Source organism: Streptomyces argenteolus, assembly GCF_042902585.1.
Classification (GTDB): domain Bacteria; phylum Actinomycetota; class Actinomycetes; order Streptomycetales; family Streptomycetaceae; genus Streptomyces; species Streptomyces argenteolus.
The window spans coordinates 24,814-43,067 of record NZ_JBIBEG010000015.1 but is presented as its reverse complement, the minus strand read 5'-3'; the positions used below and the strand labels follow the sequence as shown (position 1 = coordinate 43,067).

17 protein-coding genes are annotated in these 18,254 nt (G+C 71.1%); 5 read left to right on the top strand and 12 right to left on the bottom strand.

Annotation, left to right across the window (positions count from 1 at the left end):
* Nucleotides 1–205: 205 nt before the first annotated feature.
* A complete protein-coding gene (locus ACFY8O_RS33030; RefSeq protein ID WP_387908913.1) occupies nt 206–3,193 on the top strand; it encodes a tetratricopeptide repeat protein in 2,988 nt (995 codons plus the stop codon).
* A gap of 83 nt (nt 3,194–3,276) precedes the next feature.
* Here ACFY8O_RS33030 and ACFY8O_RS33025 read toward each other — a convergent pair whose 3' ends face one another.
* Nucleotides 3,277–3,459, bottom strand: coding sequence for a hypothetical protein (locus tag ACFY8O_RS33025; protein WP_145804695.1), 183 nt, complete (start codon nt 3,457–3,459; stop codon nt 3,277–3,279).
* A gap of 151 nt (nt 3,460–3,610) precedes the next feature.
* Between ACFY8O_RS33025 and ACFY8O_RS33020 the strand changes: the two genes are divergently transcribed.
* A complete protein-coding gene (locus tag ACFY8O_RS33020; RefSeq protein ID WP_145804693.1) occupies nt 3,611–4,486 on the top strand; it encodes a hypothetical protein in 876 nt (291 codons plus the stop codon).
* A 107-nt stretch (nt 4,487–4,593) separates the two neighbouring features.
* Entirely contained in the window at nt 4,594–4,815 is a 222-nt protein-coding gene (locus ACFY8O_RS33015) for a hypothetical protein (RefSeq protein ID WP_145804691.1), read from the top strand.
* A gap of 262 nt (nt 4,816–5,077) precedes the next feature.
* Here the strand turns inward: ACFY8O_RS33015 and ACFY8O_RS33010 are convergent, their stop codons facing one another.
* Nucleotides 5,078–5,425 (bottom strand): metal-sensitive transcriptional regulator, encoded by a 348-nt coding sequence (locus ACFY8O_RS33010; RefSeq protein ID WP_145804689.1) that lies wholly within the window; start codon nt 5,423–5,425, stop codon nt 5,078–5,080.
* 221 nt (nt 5,426–5,646) lie between these two features.
* On the opposite strand from ACFY8O_RS33010, the gene ACFY8O_RS33005 reads away from it, so the two are divergent.
* Nucleotides 5,647–6,267, top strand: coding sequence for a DUF47 domain-containing protein (locus ACFY8O_RS33005; RefSeq protein ID WP_104787723.1), 621 nt, complete (start codon nt 5,647–5,649; stop codon nt 6,265–6,267).
* Nucleotides 6,268–6,272: 5 nt separating this feature from the next.
* Nucleotides 6,273–7,271: an inorganic phosphate transporter gene (locus ACFY8O_RS33000; RefSeq protein WP_145804687.1), complete on the top strand. Its 999-nt coding sequence runs from the start codon at nt 6,273–6,275 to the stop codon at nt 7,269–7,271.
* A gap of 162 nt (nt 7,272–7,433) precedes the next feature.
* Here ACFY8O_RS33000 and pstB read toward each other — a convergent pair whose 3' ends face one another.
* The 10 genes from pstB to ACFY8O_RS32950 form a co-directional block, all read right to left on the bottom strand.
* Nucleotides 7,434–8,210, bottom strand: coding sequence for a phosphate ABC transporter ATP-binding protein PstB (gene pstB / locus ACFY8O_RS32995; protein ID WP_145804685.1), 777 nt, complete (start codon nt 8,208–8,210; stop codon nt 7,434–7,436).
* A 40-nt stretch (nt 8,211–8,250) separates the two neighbouring features.
* The gene (gene pstA, locus ACFY8O_RS32990) at nt 8,251–9,333 is read right to left on the bottom strand and encodes a phosphate ABC transporter permease PstA (protein WP_387908909.1); all 1,083 of its coding nucleotides are present in this window, start codon (nt 9,331–9,333) and stop codon (nt 8,251–8,253) included.
* A complete protein-coding gene (gene pstC / locus ACFY8O_RS32985) occupies nt 9,330–10,322 on the bottom strand; it encodes a phosphate ABC transporter permease subunit PstC (RefSeq protein WP_145804681.1) in 993 nt (330 codons plus the stop codon). The genes pstA and pstC overlap by 4 nt, the downstream gene beginning before the upstream one ends.
* A 129-nt stretch (nt 10,323–10,451) precedes the next feature.
* Complete coding sequence (pstS, locus tag ACFY8O_RS32980; protein ID WP_387908907.1) at nt 10,452–11,585, bottom strand: phosphate ABC transporter substrate-binding protein PstS; 1,134 nt, start codon at nt 11,583–11,585, stop codon at nt 10,452–10,454.
* A gap of 443 nt (nt 11,586–12,028) precedes the next feature.
* Nucleotides 12,029–12,436: an NUDIX hydrolase gene (locus tag ACFY8O_RS32975; protein ID WP_387908905.1), complete on the bottom strand. Its 408-nt coding sequence runs from the start codon at nt 12,434–12,436 to the stop codon at nt 12,029–12,031.
* On the bottom strand, nt 12,433–13,425 hold the full coding sequence (locus ACFY8O_RS32970; RefSeq protein ID WP_387908903.1) for a CHAD domain-containing protein: 993 nt from the start codon (nt 13,423–13,425) through the stop codon (nt 12,433–12,435). Before ACFY8O_RS32970 ends, ACFY8O_RS32975 begins: the two co-directional genes overlap by 4 nt.
* Nucleotides 13,412–15,658: an RNA degradosome polyphosphate kinase gene (locus ACFY8O_RS32965; protein ID WP_145804673.1), complete on the bottom strand. Its 2,247-nt coding sequence runs from the start codon at nt 15,656–15,658 to the stop codon at nt 13,412–13,414. Before ACFY8O_RS32965 ends, ACFY8O_RS32970 begins: the two co-directional genes overlap by 14 nt.
* 286 nt (nt 15,659–15,944) lie before the next feature.
* Complete coding sequence (locus ACFY8O_RS32960; RefSeq protein ID WP_387908901.1) at nt 15,945–16,919, bottom strand: hypothetical protein; 975 nt, start codon at nt 16,917–16,919, stop codon at nt 15,945–15,947.
* On the bottom strand, nt 16,916–17,809 hold the full coding sequence (locus ACFY8O_RS32955; RefSeq protein ID WP_387908899.1) for an ABC transporter ATP-binding protein: 894 nt from the start codon (nt 17,807–17,809) through the stop codon (nt 16,916–16,918). Before ACFY8O_RS32955 ends, ACFY8O_RS32960 begins: the two co-directional genes overlap by 4 nt.
* Complete coding sequence (locus tag ACFY8O_RS32950; protein WP_145804667.1) at nt 17,806–18,216, bottom strand: GntR family transcriptional regulator; 411 nt, start codon at nt 18,214–18,216, stop codon at nt 17,806–17,808. The genes ACFY8O_RS32955 and ACFY8O_RS32950 overlap by 4 nt, the downstream gene beginning before the upstream one ends.
* Nucleotides 18,217–18,254: the final 38 nt, after the last annotated feature.

Genomic DNA, 18,254 nt, shown 5'->3' with positions numbered 1-18,254 from the left:
CACCACGCCCGCCGTGGCGGCTCGTGCGCGTGGCTCGGGGAGACATCCCGCCGGTGCCGTGGCCGACTTCGGCCGGTGCGTACCCCGGGATCCGCTGACGGTGCATCATGACGGCATCGTGGCCGGGTATCCGGGGGAGGCACATGTGGCTGGGCGACGGCCGTCGCGGCAGGAAGTCAACCGACGGCGTGAGCGTACGGGGTTCGTGGGGCGCCGCGGTGAGCTGGCGGTCTTCCGGGAGACGTTCGCGCGCGATCCGGAGGAGCCCGACTTCCCGTTCCTCTTCCACGTGCGGGGGAACGGCGGTGTGGGCAAGTCGACCCTGGTGCGTCAGTGGGAGACCACCGCCCGCGAGCAGCCCTCCGTGGTCACGGCGTTCGTCGACGACGACGTGCACGACCCGATCGAGGCGATGGAGGCGGTCAGCGCCCGGCTCGCGCAGCAGGGCCATCCGCTGAGGAAGTTCGACAAGCAGCTCGTCGTCTACAGACAACGCCGCCACCAGGCCGAGAGCACGGTTCCCGCCCCGCAGGCCGGCCCCGCGGGCGACCAGCCGCCGCCCGCACCGGTGGCTTCGCCGTCGAGCACGGTGGCCGCCCAGGTGGGTCTCGCAGGGCTGGGCCTGCTGCCCGGGGTCGGGGCGTTCGTCGGCGCGGTCGATCCGCAGCAGGTCGCGTTGGGCGCGGACCGGGTGCGGTCCGCCCTCAACATGCGGCTGCGCAGCCATGACGACGTGCAGCTGGTGATGAATCCGGTGGCCGCGCTCGCCCCGTTCTTCCTCGACGACCTGGCCGACGTCGCGGAACGGTGCGAGCGGGTGGTGCTGTTCTTCGACGTGTACGAGCGGACCGGGCCGGTGCTCGACGGCTGGCTGCACGACATCACCTTCGGCGAGGAGCACGGGAGCCTGCCGGTCAACGTGCAGGTGGTGCTGTCAGGGCAGCTCCGTCTGGACGCCCGGACCTGGGGCGACCGGCTGGGCCAGGTCACCGAGGTGTGCCTGGAGGTGTTCACCGAGGAGGAGGCCCGCACGCTGCTCACCACCCACGGTGTCACCGACGAGGCCAGCGTCGAACTGGTCCTGCGGCTCTCGGGGCGGCTCCCGCTGCTGGTCGACATGCTCGCCCGGAGCGGTGCCAGCGCCGAGGGTGGCATCGGGGACCCTTCCGAGACGGCCGTCGAGAGGTTCCTGAAGTGGGAGCCCGACCCCGGGCGGCGGGCTGCGGCGCTGGCGTGCGCGCTTCCGTTGCAGCTCAACGAGGACGTCTACCGTGCCGCCGTGCCGGAGCCGGCAGCCGACGGTTACCCCTGGCTGCGTGCGCTGGCGTTCGTCTCCACCCAGGCCGGGCGGTGCCGCTACCACGACGTGGTCCGTGCGGCGATGCTCCGCCTGCAGCGCACGCAGTCGCCCACCCGCTGGCAGGAGGCGCACAGGGGCCTCGCCGACCTGTTCGGGCAGTGGCGCGAGGGCGTCGAGGCGGGGATCGGGCCGGATGTGGAGAGCCGGTGGGAGGACGCGACCTGGCGTGAGCACCGGCTCAACGAGACGTATCACCGGCTGTGTGCCGATCCCCGTACCGCGCTGCCCGAGGCCTTGCACGAGGCGGTTCACGCCGTCGACCACGACCTCGCGACGCTGCGCCGCTGGGCCCAGATCCTCGGTCAGGCCGGGCAGGACACCGGGGCGCCGGCCCTCGGTGCCTGGAGCCACCGGCTGGAGGCGGCGGCGGAGCAGGACGGAACGGGCGTCGTGGCGCTGACCGTTCTGCTGACCTCCGCCGAACTCGGTCCGTCCGGGCGCGCCTTGGCCCACACCGTCAGGGCGAGGGAGTACCGGGTCGCGGGCGATCACGAACGCGCCCTGGCGGACTACGAGGTGGCCATCGGTATCGATCCGGGCGTCTCACGCCCGTACGCGGGTCGTGGGGAGACGTACCGGGTCATGGGCCGCGCCGAGGACGCGGTCACCGCGTGCACCCGCGCCCTGGAGATCGACCCCGGTGACGAGTGGGCCTTCGGCAGCCGGGGGGACGCCTACCGGATCCTCGGCCGCTACGACGAGGCGTTCGCGGACTTCGCCCGCGCCATCGAGCTCGATCCACAGTACGCGTGGGCCTTCGGCAGCCGTGCCCAGGTCCACGAGGCCCTGGGGCGTCCCGACGAGGCCGTGGCCGACTACACCCGGGCCGTAGGCCTCGATCCGCAGTACGCCTGGGCCTTCGGGAACCGGGCGTACGTCCACCAGACCTCGGGCCGTCTCACCGAGGCTCTCGCCGACTACTCCGCGGCGATCGACATCGATCCGCAGTACGAGTGGGCCGTCGCCAGCCGCGCTCGCGTCCATCACCTCGTGGAGCACTACGAGGACGCTCTCGCCGACTACGACCGGGCCGTCGGCATCGATCCCACCTACGCGTGGGCGGTGGCGAGCCGGGCGGACACCTACGAGGCGATGGGCAGGTACGAGGACGCGCTGACCGACTTCGCCCGGGCGATCGAGATCAACCCGCGGTACGAGTGGGCGCACACGAGCCGTGGCGAGCTCTACCGGTCACTGGGCAGGGACGAGGAGGCGCTGGCCGACTACTCCCGCGCCCTGGAGATCGACCCCGCGTACGAGTGGGCCCTCACCTGCCGTGGGCTGCTGTACCGCCGGCTGGGCAGGTACGAGGAGGCGGTGGCGGACTACTCCCGGGCCGTCGAGATCGCGCCACCGTCCCTCGGTCTGGTCGCCGTGCGCGCGGAGATGTGCCGGGTGCTGGGCAGGCACGAGGAGGCGCTGGCCGACTACGGCCTGGCGCTGGAGGACGGGGAGCCGGGGGCCTGGCTGTTCGCCGGCCGTGCGCAGCTCCATCTGTGCCTGGGCCGTCACGAGGACGCCGTCGCCGACTGCGTCCGGGCCGTCCGCAGCGACCCGGAGGAGGGGTGGTTCGCGGCGCTGTACGCCCTCGCGCTGTGGATGGCCGGGCAGGAGCGCGAGGCCGCCGGGACGCAGCTCCGGCGCGCGACCCGGCTGCTCTCGGCCGGGGCGGACGACGCCACGGAGGACGTCACCGAGAGGTGCGGGGTCAGGCGCCCGCTGGACGACCTCGGGCTGCTCCGTGACGTCCTGCTTTCCGCGGACCCCGGGATCGCGCCGCTCCTGCGGGAGGTGGAGGCGGCGCTGCGGGCCGCGGAGGCCCAGGGGGCGTGATCAGGCCACCCGGCCGGCGGGCCGCGGAGCCCGAGAGGGCGTGATCAGGCCACCGGTCCCACGCCGACGTCCGCGTCCGCGGGTCAGCGGTCGGGGGCCGAGCCGTGCTCCTCGGCGTCGGTACGGGCGCGGTCGCGGGAGCGCCGGGCCGGGCCGGACCAGCCGCAGGCACAGCGCGCGATACAGAACGAGCCCCGCTCGACGGTCGTGGTGCTGTGTGCCGGAGGCGAGGCGTGGACGGGCGGGTCCATGGGGTCCTGATACACGCCTCCACGGTACTGGGGGAGTGTCCGGGCTGTCGGGAGTGGGCCGATCGGCTTCCCCGGGGGCCCCTGCGGCGTGACGAGGCGCCTCGGCCGTCGTTAGGCGAGACGGGCCGGAACTCGGTCAGGTGTACGTCGTAGGGGTTGGCAGGCCATGGTGGTGCGACAGCACAGGTGCGGAGGCGGGGCCCTTGCTGTGTGCGCCCTGGCCGTCGCCGGCGTGATGACGGCGGGTACGGGTTGCTCCGGTGCGGGCGGCGGGGCCGGTGAGCGGGCCGTGGCCCGCGAGGGCCCGGCGGGCGCACCGGCCTCCGTGGTCCGGGGGGCCGCCGAGGCGCTGGCCGGTGCGGGGAGCGCCGAGACGCGGACGTCGATGGAGACCGCCGCGGGCGGGACCCGGGTCACGATCCGGGGCGAGGGGACGTACGACTTCCGCAGGCAGCTCGGCCGGATCAAGGTGGTCCTGCCGAAGGACGCGGCAGGGGCCGACGAACACCGGCCGATCACGGAGCTGCTGGCGCCCGGTGCGCTGTACATGAAGAACCGGGGTGCGGGGGTGCCCGCCGACAAGTGGGTGCGGATCGACACGACGACCCTGGAGGACGGCAACCTCGTCACGGGGGGCGTGACCGACCCGACGGCCGCCGCGGAGTTGCTGCGCGGCGCGGGCGAGGTGACGTTCGTGGGGAGGACGGAGCTGGCCGGGGTGCCGGTGCGGCACTACCGGGGGACGGCGGACCTCGGGAGGGCGGCGCGGGCGGCGTCCCCGTCGTCGCGGGCGACGCTCGCCGCCGCGGCGAAAGGGTTCAGCACGGACGCGGTGCCCTTCGACGCGTACGTGGACGGCGAGGGTCTGCTGCGCAAGGTCCGCCACCGCTTCACCTTCGCGACCGAGGGTCCGGGGGTGGCGGTGGTGTCGACGCTGCTGCTCTACGGCTTCGGGGTTCCGGTCTCGGTGGCGCTGCCGCCCGAGGCGGACCTCTACACGGGGCGGGTCCAGCAGGGGCGCGGTGGCCCGGAAGCGCCGTAGGGGGGAGGCCGAAATGGTCCGTCCGTGCCATGCGCGGTGTGTTCCGCGCTCCCTACGCTAGGGAGTCGGTGCGCCAGAGTCGGCGACAGCAGAGAGAGGTGACGCAGGTGGTGACGCTCAGCGCTCCGAACGCTCAGGACTGTGTGGCTCTGGCCGAGATCGAACTGTGCGGCGAGCTCATGATCGCGGCGGCGGACGCGATCGAGGACCGGCTCAGCCCCGACCGTATCGACGAGGTGCTCAATGTCAGGGACGAGGCGCCCGACGTCCTGACGGACGCGGCCGGGCCGGCGCCGACGATCCCGCGCCAGGCCCGCCACCGGGTCTGACCCGGTGCCGCCGGCTTCTCGTCGGGGCCGACCCGGGGCCGAGGACGTTCCGCCGGGTCCTCGCCGGGCCTGACCCGGAGCCGATGATCCGGCCCCGGGCCCACCGGCGGGTCTGACCCGGGGCCGAGGACGCTCGGCCGGGGGCGACCGGTGCCGTACGGCTTCCGGCCGGGCCCGCAGCAGGGGCTGACCCGGGGCCGAGGACGTTCCGCCGGGTCCGTCACCGGGGGTGGCCCGGTGACCTTCCTCTCCCCGGCCGTCCTCAGGTGCGCAGGAGGCGGGCGATAGCCTTCGTGGCCTCCTCGACCTTCGCGTCGATCTCGGCGCCGCCCTTGACCGCGGCATCCGCGACACAGTGGCGCAGGTGCTCCTCGAGGAGCTGGAGTGCGAACGACTGGAGGGCCTTGGTGGAGGCCGAGACCTGGGTGAGTATGTCGATGCAGTAGACGTCCTCGTCCACCATTCGCTGGAGACCACGGATCTGGCCCTCGATGCGGCGCAGGCGCTTGAGGTGCTCGTCCTTCTGGTGGTGATAGCCGTGGATACCGCGGTCGTGGTCGGTGACGACCGCTTCCGTACCGGCTGGCTCGGTGGCCTCGGTGGTGGTCATGGAGTCCTCCCGTTGTCCTCTTGGCCTGCGATGGGCGTGCCGTTCTGTGCCGTCTGTATACCCCTGCCGGGTATATCGTAACGAATCCAGCCGAAACGTGACCGGGGGTCCGTGCTGATCACTGTGCCTGATGCGCGACACTGAAGAACGCCGGTTAGCCGTGGCCGGATGATGCGCCTAGCATCAGCCTGACCGAATCCAAAGCACCCCGAGGACCCCACGTGCGCTTTCGTCTGACCCCCAGGGAGACGAGCTTCTACGACATGTTTTCCGCATCCGCGGACAACATCGTCACGGGCTCGAAACTCCTCATGGAACTGCTCGGGGCGGATTCTGCCTCCCGAGTCGAGATCGCGGAGCGTATGCGGGCAGCGGAGCACGCGGGGGACGATGCCACCCACGCGATCTTCCACCAGCTGAACTCCTCCTTCATCACGCCGTTCGACCGCGAGGACATCTACAACCTCGCGTCGTCGCTCGACGACATCATGGACTTCATGGAGGAGGCCGTCGACCTGGTCGTGCTGTACCAGATCGACGAGCTCCCGAAGGGTGTCGAGCAGCAGATCGAGGTGCTGGCCCGGGCGGCGGAACTGACCGCCGAGGCCATGCCGAGCCTGCGGACCATGGACAACCTCACCGAGTACTGGATCGAGGTCAACCGTCTGGAGAACCAGGCCGACCAGATCCACCGCAAGCTGCTGGCGCAGCTGTTCAACGGCAAGTACGACGCCATGGACGTGCTGAAGCTCAAGCAGATCGTGGACGTGCTGGAAGAGGCGGCCGACGCGTTCGAGCACGTCGCCAACACCGTGGAGACCATCGCGGTCAAGGAGTCCTGAACCTCGTGGACACCTTTGCGCTGATCGTGACCATCGGCGTCGCGCTCGGCTTCACGTATACGAACGGCTTCCACGACTCGGCGAACGCCATCGCCACCTCGGTCTCCACCCGGGCGCTGACCCCGCGTGCGGCTCTGGCGATGGCCGCTGTGATGAACCTCGCCGGCGCCTTCCTGGGCCAGGGGGTCGCCAAGACCGTCAGCGAAGGCCTGATCGCCACGCCCGAGGGCCAGAAGGGGATGGGCATCCTCTTCGCGGCGCTGGTCGGCGCGATCATCTGGAACCTGGTCACCTGGTACTACGGTCTGCCGTCCTCGTCCTCGCACGCCCTGTTCGGCGGCATGGTCGGCGCGGCACTGGCCGGCGGGACCATGGTGCACTGGGACGGCGTGCTCTCGAAGATCGTCATCCCGATGTTCCTGTCGCCCGTCATCGGCCTGGTCGTGGGCTATCTGGTGATGGTCGGGATCATGTGGATATTCCGGAAGACCAACCCGCACAAGGCCAAGCGCGGTTTCCGTATCGCCCAGACCGTCTCGGCGGCGGGTATGGCGCTGGGCCACGGTCTCCAGGACGCGCAGAAGACGATGGGCATCGTGGTGATGGCCCTGGTCATCGCCGACGTCGAGGGCCCGAACGACGAGATCCCGGTCTGGGTGAAGATCGCCTGCGCGACCATGCTCTCCCTCGGGACGTACGCGGGCGGGTGGCGCATCATGCGGACCCTCGGCCGCAAGATCATCGAGCTGGATCCGCCGCAGGGGTTCGCGGCCGAGACGACCGGCGCCTCGATCATGTTCGGCTCGGCCTTCCTCTTCCACGCCCCGATCTCCACGACTCACGTGATCACCTCGGCGATCATGGGTGTCGGCGCGACGAAGCGGGTGAACGCCGTGCGGTGGGGGGTCGCCAAGAACATCATCCTGGGGTGGTTCATCACGATGCCCGCGGCGGCGCTGGTGGCCGCGGCGAGCTACGGGATCGTCGTGCTCCTCTTCGGCTGACCTGCCGGTCCGCCCGTCCGGGGCCGGTGACCACCGGTCCGGGATCCGCAGCCGGCGGCCATGGTCCGGACATGGGTCCGCCCCTGCTCTCCACGGGAGAGCGGGGGCGGACCCTTTGCCTTGTGGTGGCACCGCCATGCAGCACCCCAAGGCCGTCTGTGGTTATCCGAAGCGGCCCGAGATGTAGTCCTCGGTCGCCTGCACGGACGGGTTGGAGAAGATGCGCTCCGTCTCGTCGATCTCGATCAGCCGGCCGGGCTTGCCCACCGCCGCGAGGTTGAAGAAGGCCGTACGGTCCGAGACGCGTGCCGCCTGCTGCATGTTGTGCGTCACGATGACGATCGTGAAGCGCTCCTTGAGCTCGCCGATCAGGTCCTCGATGGCGAGGGTCGAGATCGGGTCGAGCGCGGAGCACGGCTCGTCCATCAGCAGCACCTCGGGCTCGACCGCGATCGCGCGGGCGATGCACAGGCGCTGCTGCTGACCGCCGGAGAGGCCGGAGCCGGGCTTGTTCAGGCGGTCCTTGACCTCGTTCCAGAGGTTCGCGCCGCGCAGGGACTTCTCGACGATGTCGGACAGCTGGTTCTTCCGGTACGAGCCGTTCAGGCGCAGCCCCGCCGCGACGTTGTCGAAGATCGACATCGTGGGGAAGGGGTTCGGCCGCTGGAAGACCATGCCGACCGTGCGGCGCACGGTGACGGGGTCGACCCCGGTGCCGTAGAGGTTCTCGTCGTCCAGCAGCACCTTGCCCTCGACGCGGCCACCGGGGGTGACCTCGTGCATGCGGTTCAGGGTGCGCAGGAAGGTGGACTTGCCGCAGCCGGACGGGCCGATGAAGGCGGTCACGGAGCGGGGTTCCACGGTCATCGAGATGTCCTCGATGGCCTTGTGGGAGCCGTAGTAGGCGGTGAGTCCGCCGACGTCGATGCGCTTGGCCATGTGAATCACTGCTTCTTTCGGGAGGTCGCTGATGGCCGCGTCAGCGACCGGACTTCGGGGCCTTCCAGCGGGCGATGCCGCGGGCCACGAGATTGAGGATCATGACGAAGGCGATCAGGACCAGGGCGGCGGCCCAGGCACGGTCGTAGGAGGCTGCCTCACCGATCTTGTACTGCTCGTAGATGTAGAAGGGCAGCGACGACTGGGCGCCTTCGAAGGGGTTCGTGTTGATCAGCTGGCTGCCGAAGACCAGCAGGATGATCGGCGCGGTCTCACCGGCGATACGGGCGATGGCGAGCATGACGCCCGTGGTGATGCCGCCGATCGCGGTCGGCAGGACCACCTTCAGGATCGTGCGCCACTTCGGGATGCCCAGGGCGAGGGAGGCCTCGCGGAGCTCGTTGGGGACGAGCTTGAGCATCTCCTCGGTGGAGCGGACCACGACCGGGATCATCAGGATGGTCAGGGCCAGCGCGCCCATCAGGCCGGACGGCTCGATCGACGCGATCAGCATGATCGACAGGATGAAGAGGCCGGCCACGATGGACGGGATGCCCGTCATCACGTCGACGAAGAAGGTGACGGAGCGGGCGAGGGCGCCCTTGCCGTACTCGACCAGGTAGACCGCGGTCAGCAGACCGAGCGGGGCGGAGATCACCGTGGCGATGCCGACCTGCTCCAGGGTGCCGATCAGCGCGTGGTAGACGCCGCCGCTGGCCTCGGAGCCGAGGACTCCGGCCATCGAGTGGGTGAGGAAGTAGCCGTCGAGCCGCTCGGAGCCGCGGCTGATCGTCGTCCAGAGCAGCGAGGCGAGGGGGACGACCGCGACGAGGAAGCACACCCAGACGATGCTGGTGGCGAGGCGGTCCTTGGCCTGGCGCTGGTTCTCGACGACCGTCGTGGTGACGTACGAGATGATCACGAACAGGAGGGCCGAGATCAGGCCCCACTGGATGCGGCTGTGCCAGCCGGCGGCCAGGCCGGTGCCGACGCCCAGCGCGATCGCGACCGCGGCGAAGCCGAGCGGAGCCCAGCGCGGGAGCGACCGGCTGCTGAGGCTGGTCTTCCGGTCGGCGGGGACGGGCGTGGGCCGGTCCTGCAGGGTGGTGGGTGCGTGGCTCATGCGTTGGCCCCCGAGTACTCCTTGCGGCGGGCGATGATGAGCCGGGCCGCGCCGTTGACCAGCAGGGTGAGGACGAAGAGGACGAGGCCCGAGGCGATCAGGGCGTCACGTCCGAAGGCGTCCGCCTCGCCGAACTTCGCGGCGATGTTCTGGGCGAAGGTCCCTCCGCCCGGGTTGAGCACGTGCAGCGAGATGAGGAAGCTCGGCGACAGGACCGTGGCGACGGCCATCGTCTCGCCGAGCGCGCGGCCCAGGCCGAGCATCGAGGCGGAGATGATGCCGGAGCGGCCGAACGGCAGCACCGAGAGGCGGATGACCTCCCAGCGGGTGGCGCCGAGGGCGAGCGCCGCTTCCTCGTTCATCTTGGGGACCTGGAGGAAGACTTCGCGGCTGACACTGGTGACGATCGGGAGAATCATGATCGCGAGCAGGATGCCGACGGTGAAGAGCGAGCGCGCGACGCCGACCTCGGTCTTCTCGAAGATGTAGGTCCAGCCGAAGAACTGGTCGAGCCAGAGGTTCAGGCCCTCCAGGTACGGCACCAGGACGAGCGCGCCCCAGATGCCGTAGACGATGCTGGGCACGGCCGCGAGCAGGTCGATGACGTAGGCCAGGGGCGCGGCCAGCTTGCGCGGCGCGTAGTGCGAGATGAAGAGGGCGATGCCGACAGCGATCGGAACCGCGATGACCATCGCGATGATCGAGCTGACGACGGTGCCGAAGAGCAGGACCGCGATGCCGAACACCGGCGGGTCCCCGGCCGGGTTCCAGTCGAAGGTGGTGAGGAAGTTGCCCTCGTCCTTCGAGATGGCTATGACGGCCCGGTAGCTGAGGAACACGGCGATCGACGCCATGATCACGAGCAGCAGGATGCCCGAACCCCGTGAGAGGCCCAGGAAGATCTTGTCGCCTGCGCGCCCGCTGGAGCCCGGGCGCTGTCGCCGGGCCGGCGGGGCCGGTGGGAGGTCAAGGGGTGTGGTGGAAGCCATGATCTTTCCGGTCTGTGTGGGGGAGCCACGGGCTCCCCTGGCGGCGGTGCACCGGATGGGGCTGGTGGCCGGGGCGGTCCGGAGGGGTGTTCCGGACCGCCCCCGCCCTGTGCGTCGTGCGATCAGTGGTTACGAGAGGCTGCTGATGGTCTCGCGGACCTTGGCGTTGATCTCGGCCGGGATCGGGGCGTAACCGGCCTCCGTCAGGACCTTCTGGCCCTCGTCGGAGGCGGTGTAGGTGAGGAAGGACTTGACCGTGCCGAGGGTCTCGGCCTTGTTGCCGGCGTCGCAGACGACCTCGTACGTCACCAGGACGATCGGGTAGGCGCCCTCGGCCTTGGTGGTGTAGTCGAGGTCGAGCGCCAGGTCCTTGCCGGTGCCCTTGACCTTGGCGGCGGCGATGGCCTTGGAGGCGTTCTCCGAGGTGGCCTTCACCGGGGCGGCGCCACCGGTGTTGATGTCCACCGTGGTGATGTCCTGCGAGGCGGCGTAGGAGAGCTCGAAGTAACCGATCGAGCCGTCGACGGCCTTGACCTGGGAGGCGACGCCGGAGGAGCCGGACGCGGCCTGGCCACCGGGGGCGGGCCACTTCTTCTCGGCCTCGTACTTCCAGTCGCTCGGAGCCGCGGCGTTGAGGTACTTGCCGAGGTTCTGCGTGGTGCCGGAGTCCTCGGAGCGGTGGAAGGCCTGGATGGCCTTGTCCGGGAGCTTGACGCCGTCGTTGAGCTTGGCGATCGCCGGGTCGTTCCACTTCTTGATCTTCGAGTCGAAGATCTTGGCGAGCGTGGGGGCGTCCAGGGTCAGGCTGTCGACACCCTCGAGGTGGAAGCCGATCGCGATCGGGCCGCCGACCATCGGGAGGTTGATGCCCTGGCCGGTCTTGCAGATCTTCTTGGAGTCCGCCACCTCTTCGGGCTTCAGGGCCGAGTCGGAGCCGGCGAAGCCCACGGTGCCCTGGTTGAAGGCGACGATGCCCTCACCGGAGGAGGAGGAGTTGTAGTTGATCTCCACGCCGGAACAGGCGGCCATGTAGTTCTTGACCCAGAGGTCCATCGCGTTCTTCTGGGCGCTGGACCCGGAGGCGCGAAGCTGGCCCTCGGCGCCGTCACACTTGACGTCCGACGCCGCGGCGCTGGTCTTGCCGCCCTCGGTCTCGGTGCCGGTGTTGTTGTCCGAACCGCACGCCGTGAGGACCAGGGCGCCGGAGACGGCGAGGGCACCGAGCGCGGTGGCACGAAGCCGGTTCTTGCGCTGAAGCTTCACTTTCGGGGTGTTCCTTCCAGGAGCCGCCGCGGTGGTGGGTACGTGGCGGCGTGCGATGAGGAAAGGTGCGATGGCTTGGCGCCGTGCACCGTGTACGTCCGAAATTAGGCAGAACAGGTGAAGCGGCCTACGGAGCAGAGTGAACGGCAGGTGAACCGTGCTGGGCGGGCTGGTTCCGCGGTGCGGCGTGGGCGGGCGGCGGGGTGCACCCGTGCGGGGGGCGACCGGCCGGCGTCCTCGCGGGCAGAGCACCGGCCGACTGCCTGGGGTCTCTTACGCGGAGGGCTCGCTCATGCCGAGGCTCTCTTGGGCAGGGGCTCCCGCGTCGAGGCCCGCTTGCGAAGGGGCACGGGTCTGCGAGGTGCTCGACGCGCGGGGACACGGGACCGAGGGCCCGCGGTGGCACGGGCTGACGACGGGTCCGCGCCGGTTCGGGCCCGTCGTCAGTCGCCGGAGGCGGCGCGCAGGAAGGCGTCCAGCTGCACTCGGTCGCCGGGGCGTGTCAACCGGTGGCGGGCGGTGTCGGGGGTGACCCACGCCAGCCGGTCGACCTCGTCGTTGGGGACGAAGGTGCCCCCTGTCGCCTCCGCCGCCCAGTAGCTGACCTCTTTGGGGCGCCCGTTGGCCATGTACAGGGCCGTCGGCAGGGCGGCCCCCGGGGAGCAGTGGTGTCCCGTCTCCTCCAGCACCTCGCGCAGGGCGGCTTCCAGCGCCGTCTCGCCGCGCTTCAGCTTGCCCTTCGGGAACGACCAGTCGTCGTAGCGCGGCCTGTGGACGAGACAGACCTCCAGGCCGCCGCCGGCCGCGCGGCGCCACAGCACGCAGCCCGCCGCGCGGACGGGGCCGCTCACGGCGCGGTCACGGCCGCCGCGTACGGCCAGGTCTCCCGGAACACGCTGCGTGTCGCCTCCACCTCGTGCCGCTGGTCGGCGTGGAGCACGCCCAGGGCGTACGCCGTCGCCGGGGCGATGCGGGGGGTGCGGGCCGCGGCTGCCGCCGCTGCCGCGGCCTCCGCCGCGTCCCGGTGCAGGTCGAGCGCGTGACCGGGTCCGGCGAGGCTCGGGTCGGGGCCGCCCCGCACCACCTCGTGGGCGTATCGGTGCAGCCGCAGCAGCAGGCGGGCCTGGTGCCAGAGGGCGTCGTGGGCCTCGTTGTACGGCTCGACCGCCTCGTCGGGGGGCAGCGCGGCCACCGCGTCCAGCATCCGCTGCTCGGCGAGCTCGGCCGGGCCGTGCAGCACCTCGGCGGCGGGTCCCGCTGCCGAGGCCGACAGCGGGACCTCGGAGGCGAGCAGCGCGACGCCGTCGGCGACGGCGTGGAAGCGGGAGGAGCCCAGCGCCTGGAGTGCGGCCGAGTGGGCGCGGGTCCGGGCGAGCGTCAGCCGGCGCTCCAGGAGGGCCCCGGCCCGGGCCGCGCCGACTCCGAGCGCCGCCCGTTCCTTGTCGCTCCCGTCCTGGACCTCCCCGGCGGGGGGACGGGCGGCGGGGAGTGAGGCGCCCGAGAGCTGGTGCAGCGCCTCCAGCAGCCGGCCGAGCCGGGTGGCGTACGCGTGCTCGCGGGCCAGGGTGCCGGAGAGCCAGGCGAGCTCGGCGCGGAGCTGGTCGGCCCAGGCGGGTTCGAGCGCGGCGCGGAAGGTGTGCAGGGTGCCGCTGATGCGCCGGGCCGCGTGGCGCAGCGTGCGGGCCGCCTCGTCGGCCCCCTGCGTACCGGCGTCGGCCGGGGCGTTGTGCTCGCTGTGCAGGCGCAGGCCCCGGAGGAAGGAGGCGGCCTGTTCGCGCAGGTAGGGCGCGAGGACCGCTTCCGTGGGGAGCGCCGTCGTCTGGTGGTCAGGGCGTCGCACGCCGGCGCCTCCGGGCTTCGATGAGCATCTCTTGTACGTGCCGCAGCGGCTGGCCGTCCGCGTCCGTGGAGTGCCGGGTCCAGTTTCCGTCGGGGCCCAGGTGCCAGGAGGAGGTGCCGTCGGACATGCCTGTTTCCAGGAGCCTGCTGAGGGCGGCGCGATGCGCGGGGTCGGTGACACGGACCAGTGCTTCGATCCGGCGGTCGAGGTTACGGTGCATCATGTCGGCGCTGCCGAACCACACTTCGGGCTCGCCGCCGTTGCCGAAGGCGAAGACCCGGGAGTGTTCGAGGAAGCGGCCCAGTATCGAGCGGACCCGGACGTTCTCGGAGAGGCCGGTGACGCCGGGACGGATCGCGCAGATGCCGCGCACCCAGATGTCGACCGGTACCCCTGCCTGGCCTGCCCGGTAGCAGGCGTCGATGACCGCTTCGTCGACCATCGAGTTGACCTTGATGCGGACGTAGGCGGGGCGCCCCGCGCGGTGGTGGGTGATCTCCTTGTTGATACGGGCGATCAGTCCGTCGCGCAGGGACTTCGGGGCGACCAGCAGCCGGCGGTAGGTCTCGCGGCGGGAGTAGCCGGAGAGCCGGTTGAAGAGGTCCGAGAGGTCCGCGCCGACCTGCGGGTCGGCGGTGAGGAGGCCGAGGTCCTCGTACAGCCGGGCTGTCTTGGGGTGGTAGTTGCCGGTGCCGACGTGGGAGTAGCGGCGCAGGGTGTCGCCCTCCTGGCGGACGACGAGCGACAGCTTGCAGTGGGTCTTGAGCCCGACGAGGCCGTAGACGACGTGGCAGCCGGCCTCCTCCAGCTTGCGGGCCCACTTGATGTTGGCCTGTTCGTCGAAGCGTGCCTTGATCTCGACGAGGACGAGGACCTGCTTGCCGGACTCGGCGGCGTCGATCAGGGCGTCGACTATGGGGGAGTCGCCCGAGGTCCGGTACAGGGTCTGCTTGATGGCCAGGACGTCGGGGTCGCCCGCCGCCTGCTCCAGGAAGGCCTGGACGGAGGTGGAGAAGGAGTCGTACGGGTGGTGCAGGAGCACGTCGCGTTCGCGCAGGGCGGCGAAGATGTCGGGCGCGGAGGCGGATTCGACCTCGGCGAGGTCCCGGTGGGTGCCCGCGATGAACTTGGGGTACTTCAGCTCGGGCCGGTCCAGTGAGGCGATGCCGAACAGGCCGGTGAGGTCCAGCGGGCCCGGCAGCGGGTAGAGCTCGGTCTCGGAGATCTTCAGCTCCCGCACGAGCAGGTCCAGGACGTACGGGTCGATGGACTCCTCGACCTCCAGGCGGACCGGCGGGCCGAAGCGGCGCCGCATGAGCTCCTTCTCCAGGGCCTGGAGGAGGTTCTCGGCGTCGTCCTCCTCGACCTCGAGGTCCTCGTTCCGGGTGACCCGGAACATGTGGTGGGCGAGGACCTCCATGCCGGGGAAGAGCTCTTCGAGGTGCGCCGCGATGATGTCCTCTATCGGGACGTAACGCTGGGGGGACGCCTCCAGGAAGCGGGTGAGCAGCGGCGGCACCTTGACGCGGGCGAAGTGCCGGTGCCCGCTGACGGGGTTGCGCACGACGACGGCGAGGTTGAGCGACAGCCCGGAGATGTACGGGAACGGGTGCGCGGGGTCGACGGCGAGGGGCGTCAGTACGGGGAAGACCCGCTGGCGGAAGAAGGTGAACAGGCGGGCCTGTTCCTTCTCGGTCAGTTCGGGCCAGCGGACAAGCTGGATGCCCTCGTCGGACAGGGCGGGCGCGATGTCCTGCTGGTAGCAGGCGGCGTGCCGGGCCATGAGCTCGCGTGAGCGGGTCCAGATCAGGTCGAGGACCTCGCGGGGCTGGAGTCCGGACGCGGAGCGGGTGGCGACTCCGGTCGCGATGCGGCGCTTGAGACCGGCGACCCGGACCATGAAGAACTCGTCCAGGTTCGAGGCGAAGATCGCCAGGAAGTTAGCCCGTTCGAGTAGCGGTGTGGCCGGGTCCTCGGCGAGTTCCAGAACCCGTTCGTTGAACGCGAGCCAACTGCGCTCCCGGTCCAGGAAACGGCCGTGGGGCAGCTCGTCGCCGTCGGACTCGGGCTCGTACGTGTCCGCGTCGTTGTCCAGATCGGGATCGAGATCGGCGGCTGTGGACAGGCCTGCGGGGGCCGTGCCGGCCACGGCGTGCGGCCGGTGGGCGGCGAGGGAGCCGACCGACGGCTGGGCGGGCTGGACCGGGACCTCGGAGCTGGGCTGCTGGCTCATGGACCTATTCTTCCGCGCGTTCGGCTCAACAGGCGCGTCGGAGCCGTTAAAGATCGCGGAAGAGTCGGGCGTGGTCCCTGGACCGGGGCCTCTCGCGTTGCGGGGGGTGGGTACAGCTGGCTGCATCCCGCGAGGGTCGCAAGGCTGTCTGAATGGCCGGTAACGGTGACATGACGTACAGGAAGCGGTGTGACTGCGGTGCCGCCCCGCTCCCGCCGTCCTCACCGTAGGTGAGGCCCCTGCCCGGACTCCCCCCGGGGCCCGGACAGGGGTGGTTCTCGGGTCCTCAGCCGGTGCGGCGGCGCAGCACCCGGAAGGCGACGGCGACCGCCACGGCGGCCAGGGCGAGCAGGATGCCGGTCTCGACGAGCTGGAGGGGCCAGAAGTGCGACGCGGGGTGGTAATCCAGGTAGTGGCCGGTGATGTCGTGGTCGGCGAAGCACCGGGCGCGGTCGGATTCGGTCACGGCCTGGGCGCACACGTCCTGCGACAGGCGTCCCCCGGTGCCGGTGAGGTGGCCCGTCTCCACCCACCAGATGTTCTCGCGCACGTCCAGGCTCCGGCCGGTCACCGTGCTCGTGGGCCACAGGCCGGCCCGCAGGGCGGCGAAGGAGGCCCCCACGGCGCCGGTGACCAGTGCGGACAGGGCCGACGCCAGGAGCGTGCGCCGGACCAGGATGCCGACGAGGGCGCCGACGGCGGCACCGAACAGGACGTGAGCGGCCGGCACCGTGCCCGTGGTGGCGTACACGTACATCGTGTACCACTCGGACCGGTAGGGGTTGTCCGAGACGGACTGCGCCGCGTACAGGCCCGCGCCCAGCACGGCGGTCCCGGCCAGGACCAGGGCGGCGGGCACGGCGAGCTTCGAGACGAGCCAGCGCGCAGGTGACACCGACTGCGTCCAGGACAGCTTGTAGGTGCCGCTCTCCAGCTCCCTGGCGATCAGAGGGCCGGCGACGAAGCCGCTCAGCAGCGCGGGCAGGGCGAGCAGCGCCAGGGCGACGTCGTCGAAGATCTTGCGGTACTCGAACATGCTGTCCAGGTAGCTGCGGGCGGTCACATCGCAGCTCCGGCCCGCTCCTCCGTCCACCGGGCAGCCACTCGCCGCGAAGACCTCGGCGACGTGGGACGACCGCAGGGTGAGGGCGACCAGACCGAGGAGCGCGAGGAGGGCGAGCCCGGCCGCGATCCGCAGCGTCCACCGGTGCTGGCGTACGACGACGCGGACGGGGCCGCGCAGCGCGGTGAGTGTGCTCATATCGCGGCCACCTCGTCGCGGGCGTGTGCGCTCGGGGTGAGCAGCGCGGGGGCCCCGGGGGAGCGGAGGTGCGCCAGCAGCAGTTCCTCCAGGGACGGCTCCGTGACGTCCCAGGCCGTGCGGTCCACCTGGCCCTCCTTCCGTACGAGCGCGGTGAGCTGACGTCCCGTCGTGCGGGACTCGACGACCGTGTGCGGGGCGAGGTCGCGGACCTGGCCCGTGACCAGGGCGTGTGCGGCGACGATGTCGTCCGTCTCGCCGCCGAGCCGGACGCGTCCGCCGTCGACCAGGAGGACGTAGTCGCAGGCGCCCTCCAGCTCGGTGAGGATGTGCGAGGACATCACGATGGTGGTGGAGTGCTCGGCGGCCTCGGCCATCAGGACGCCCATCAGCTGGTGCCGGGCGAGCGGGTCGAGGTCGGCCATCGGTTCGTCCAGCAGCATCAGTTCGGGCCGCTTGCCCAGCGCGAGGGCGAGGGCGAGCCGGGTGCGCTGCCCGCCGGAGAGCGCCTTGACCTTGGCGTCCTGGGGGAGTGTTCCGGCGATCCCGTCGGCGGCCTCACGGTCCCAGGTGGCGGGGTTGAGCTCGGCCCCCGCCCACAGGGTGTCGGCCACGGTGAACTGCGGGTACAGCGGCTTGTCCTGGGAGACGTAGGCGATACGGGGACGCGCGCCGGCGGGGGTGGTGCCGAGGACCCGCACCGAGCCCTCGGCGGGCCGGAGCAGGCCGGCCGCGAGGGCGAGCAGGGTGGACTTGCCGGCTCCGTTGGGGCCGACGAGGGCGCATATCCGCCCGGCGGGCAGCCGGAAGGAGCAGTCGCGCAGCGCCCATCCGCTCCCGCGCCCGTAGGTCATACCGAGGCCGTTCGCCTCGATGGCGGCGCCTGTCATGAGTCCTGGTCCCCCTTGAATGTGCTGTCCAGTACGTCGGTGAAGAGCGCGCTCACGTCGTCCTTGTCCAGTCCGGCCGCGCGCGCCGTGCGGATCCACTCGGTGAGCTCGGCACGCAGGGGCGGGTCGGTCGTGACCGCCGCGCTGCCGAGGGTGCGGCGGACGAAGGTGCCGAGGCCGCGGCGGGCCTCGACGAGGCCTTCGCGTTCGAGTTCGCGATAGGCCTTGAGCACGGTGTTGGGATTGATGGCCGTGGCCTCGACGACCTCACGGGCCGTGGGCAGCCGGTCGCCCGGTTCCAGCACACCGAGCCGGAGCGCCTGTTTGGTCTGCTGCACGATCTGCAGATAGGTGGCGACGCCGCTGCGCCGGTCGATGCGGAACTCGACCGCTGCGGACTCTGCCATGTTCACCACCCTTTCACTAATTGAGTAGTGAAAGGGTG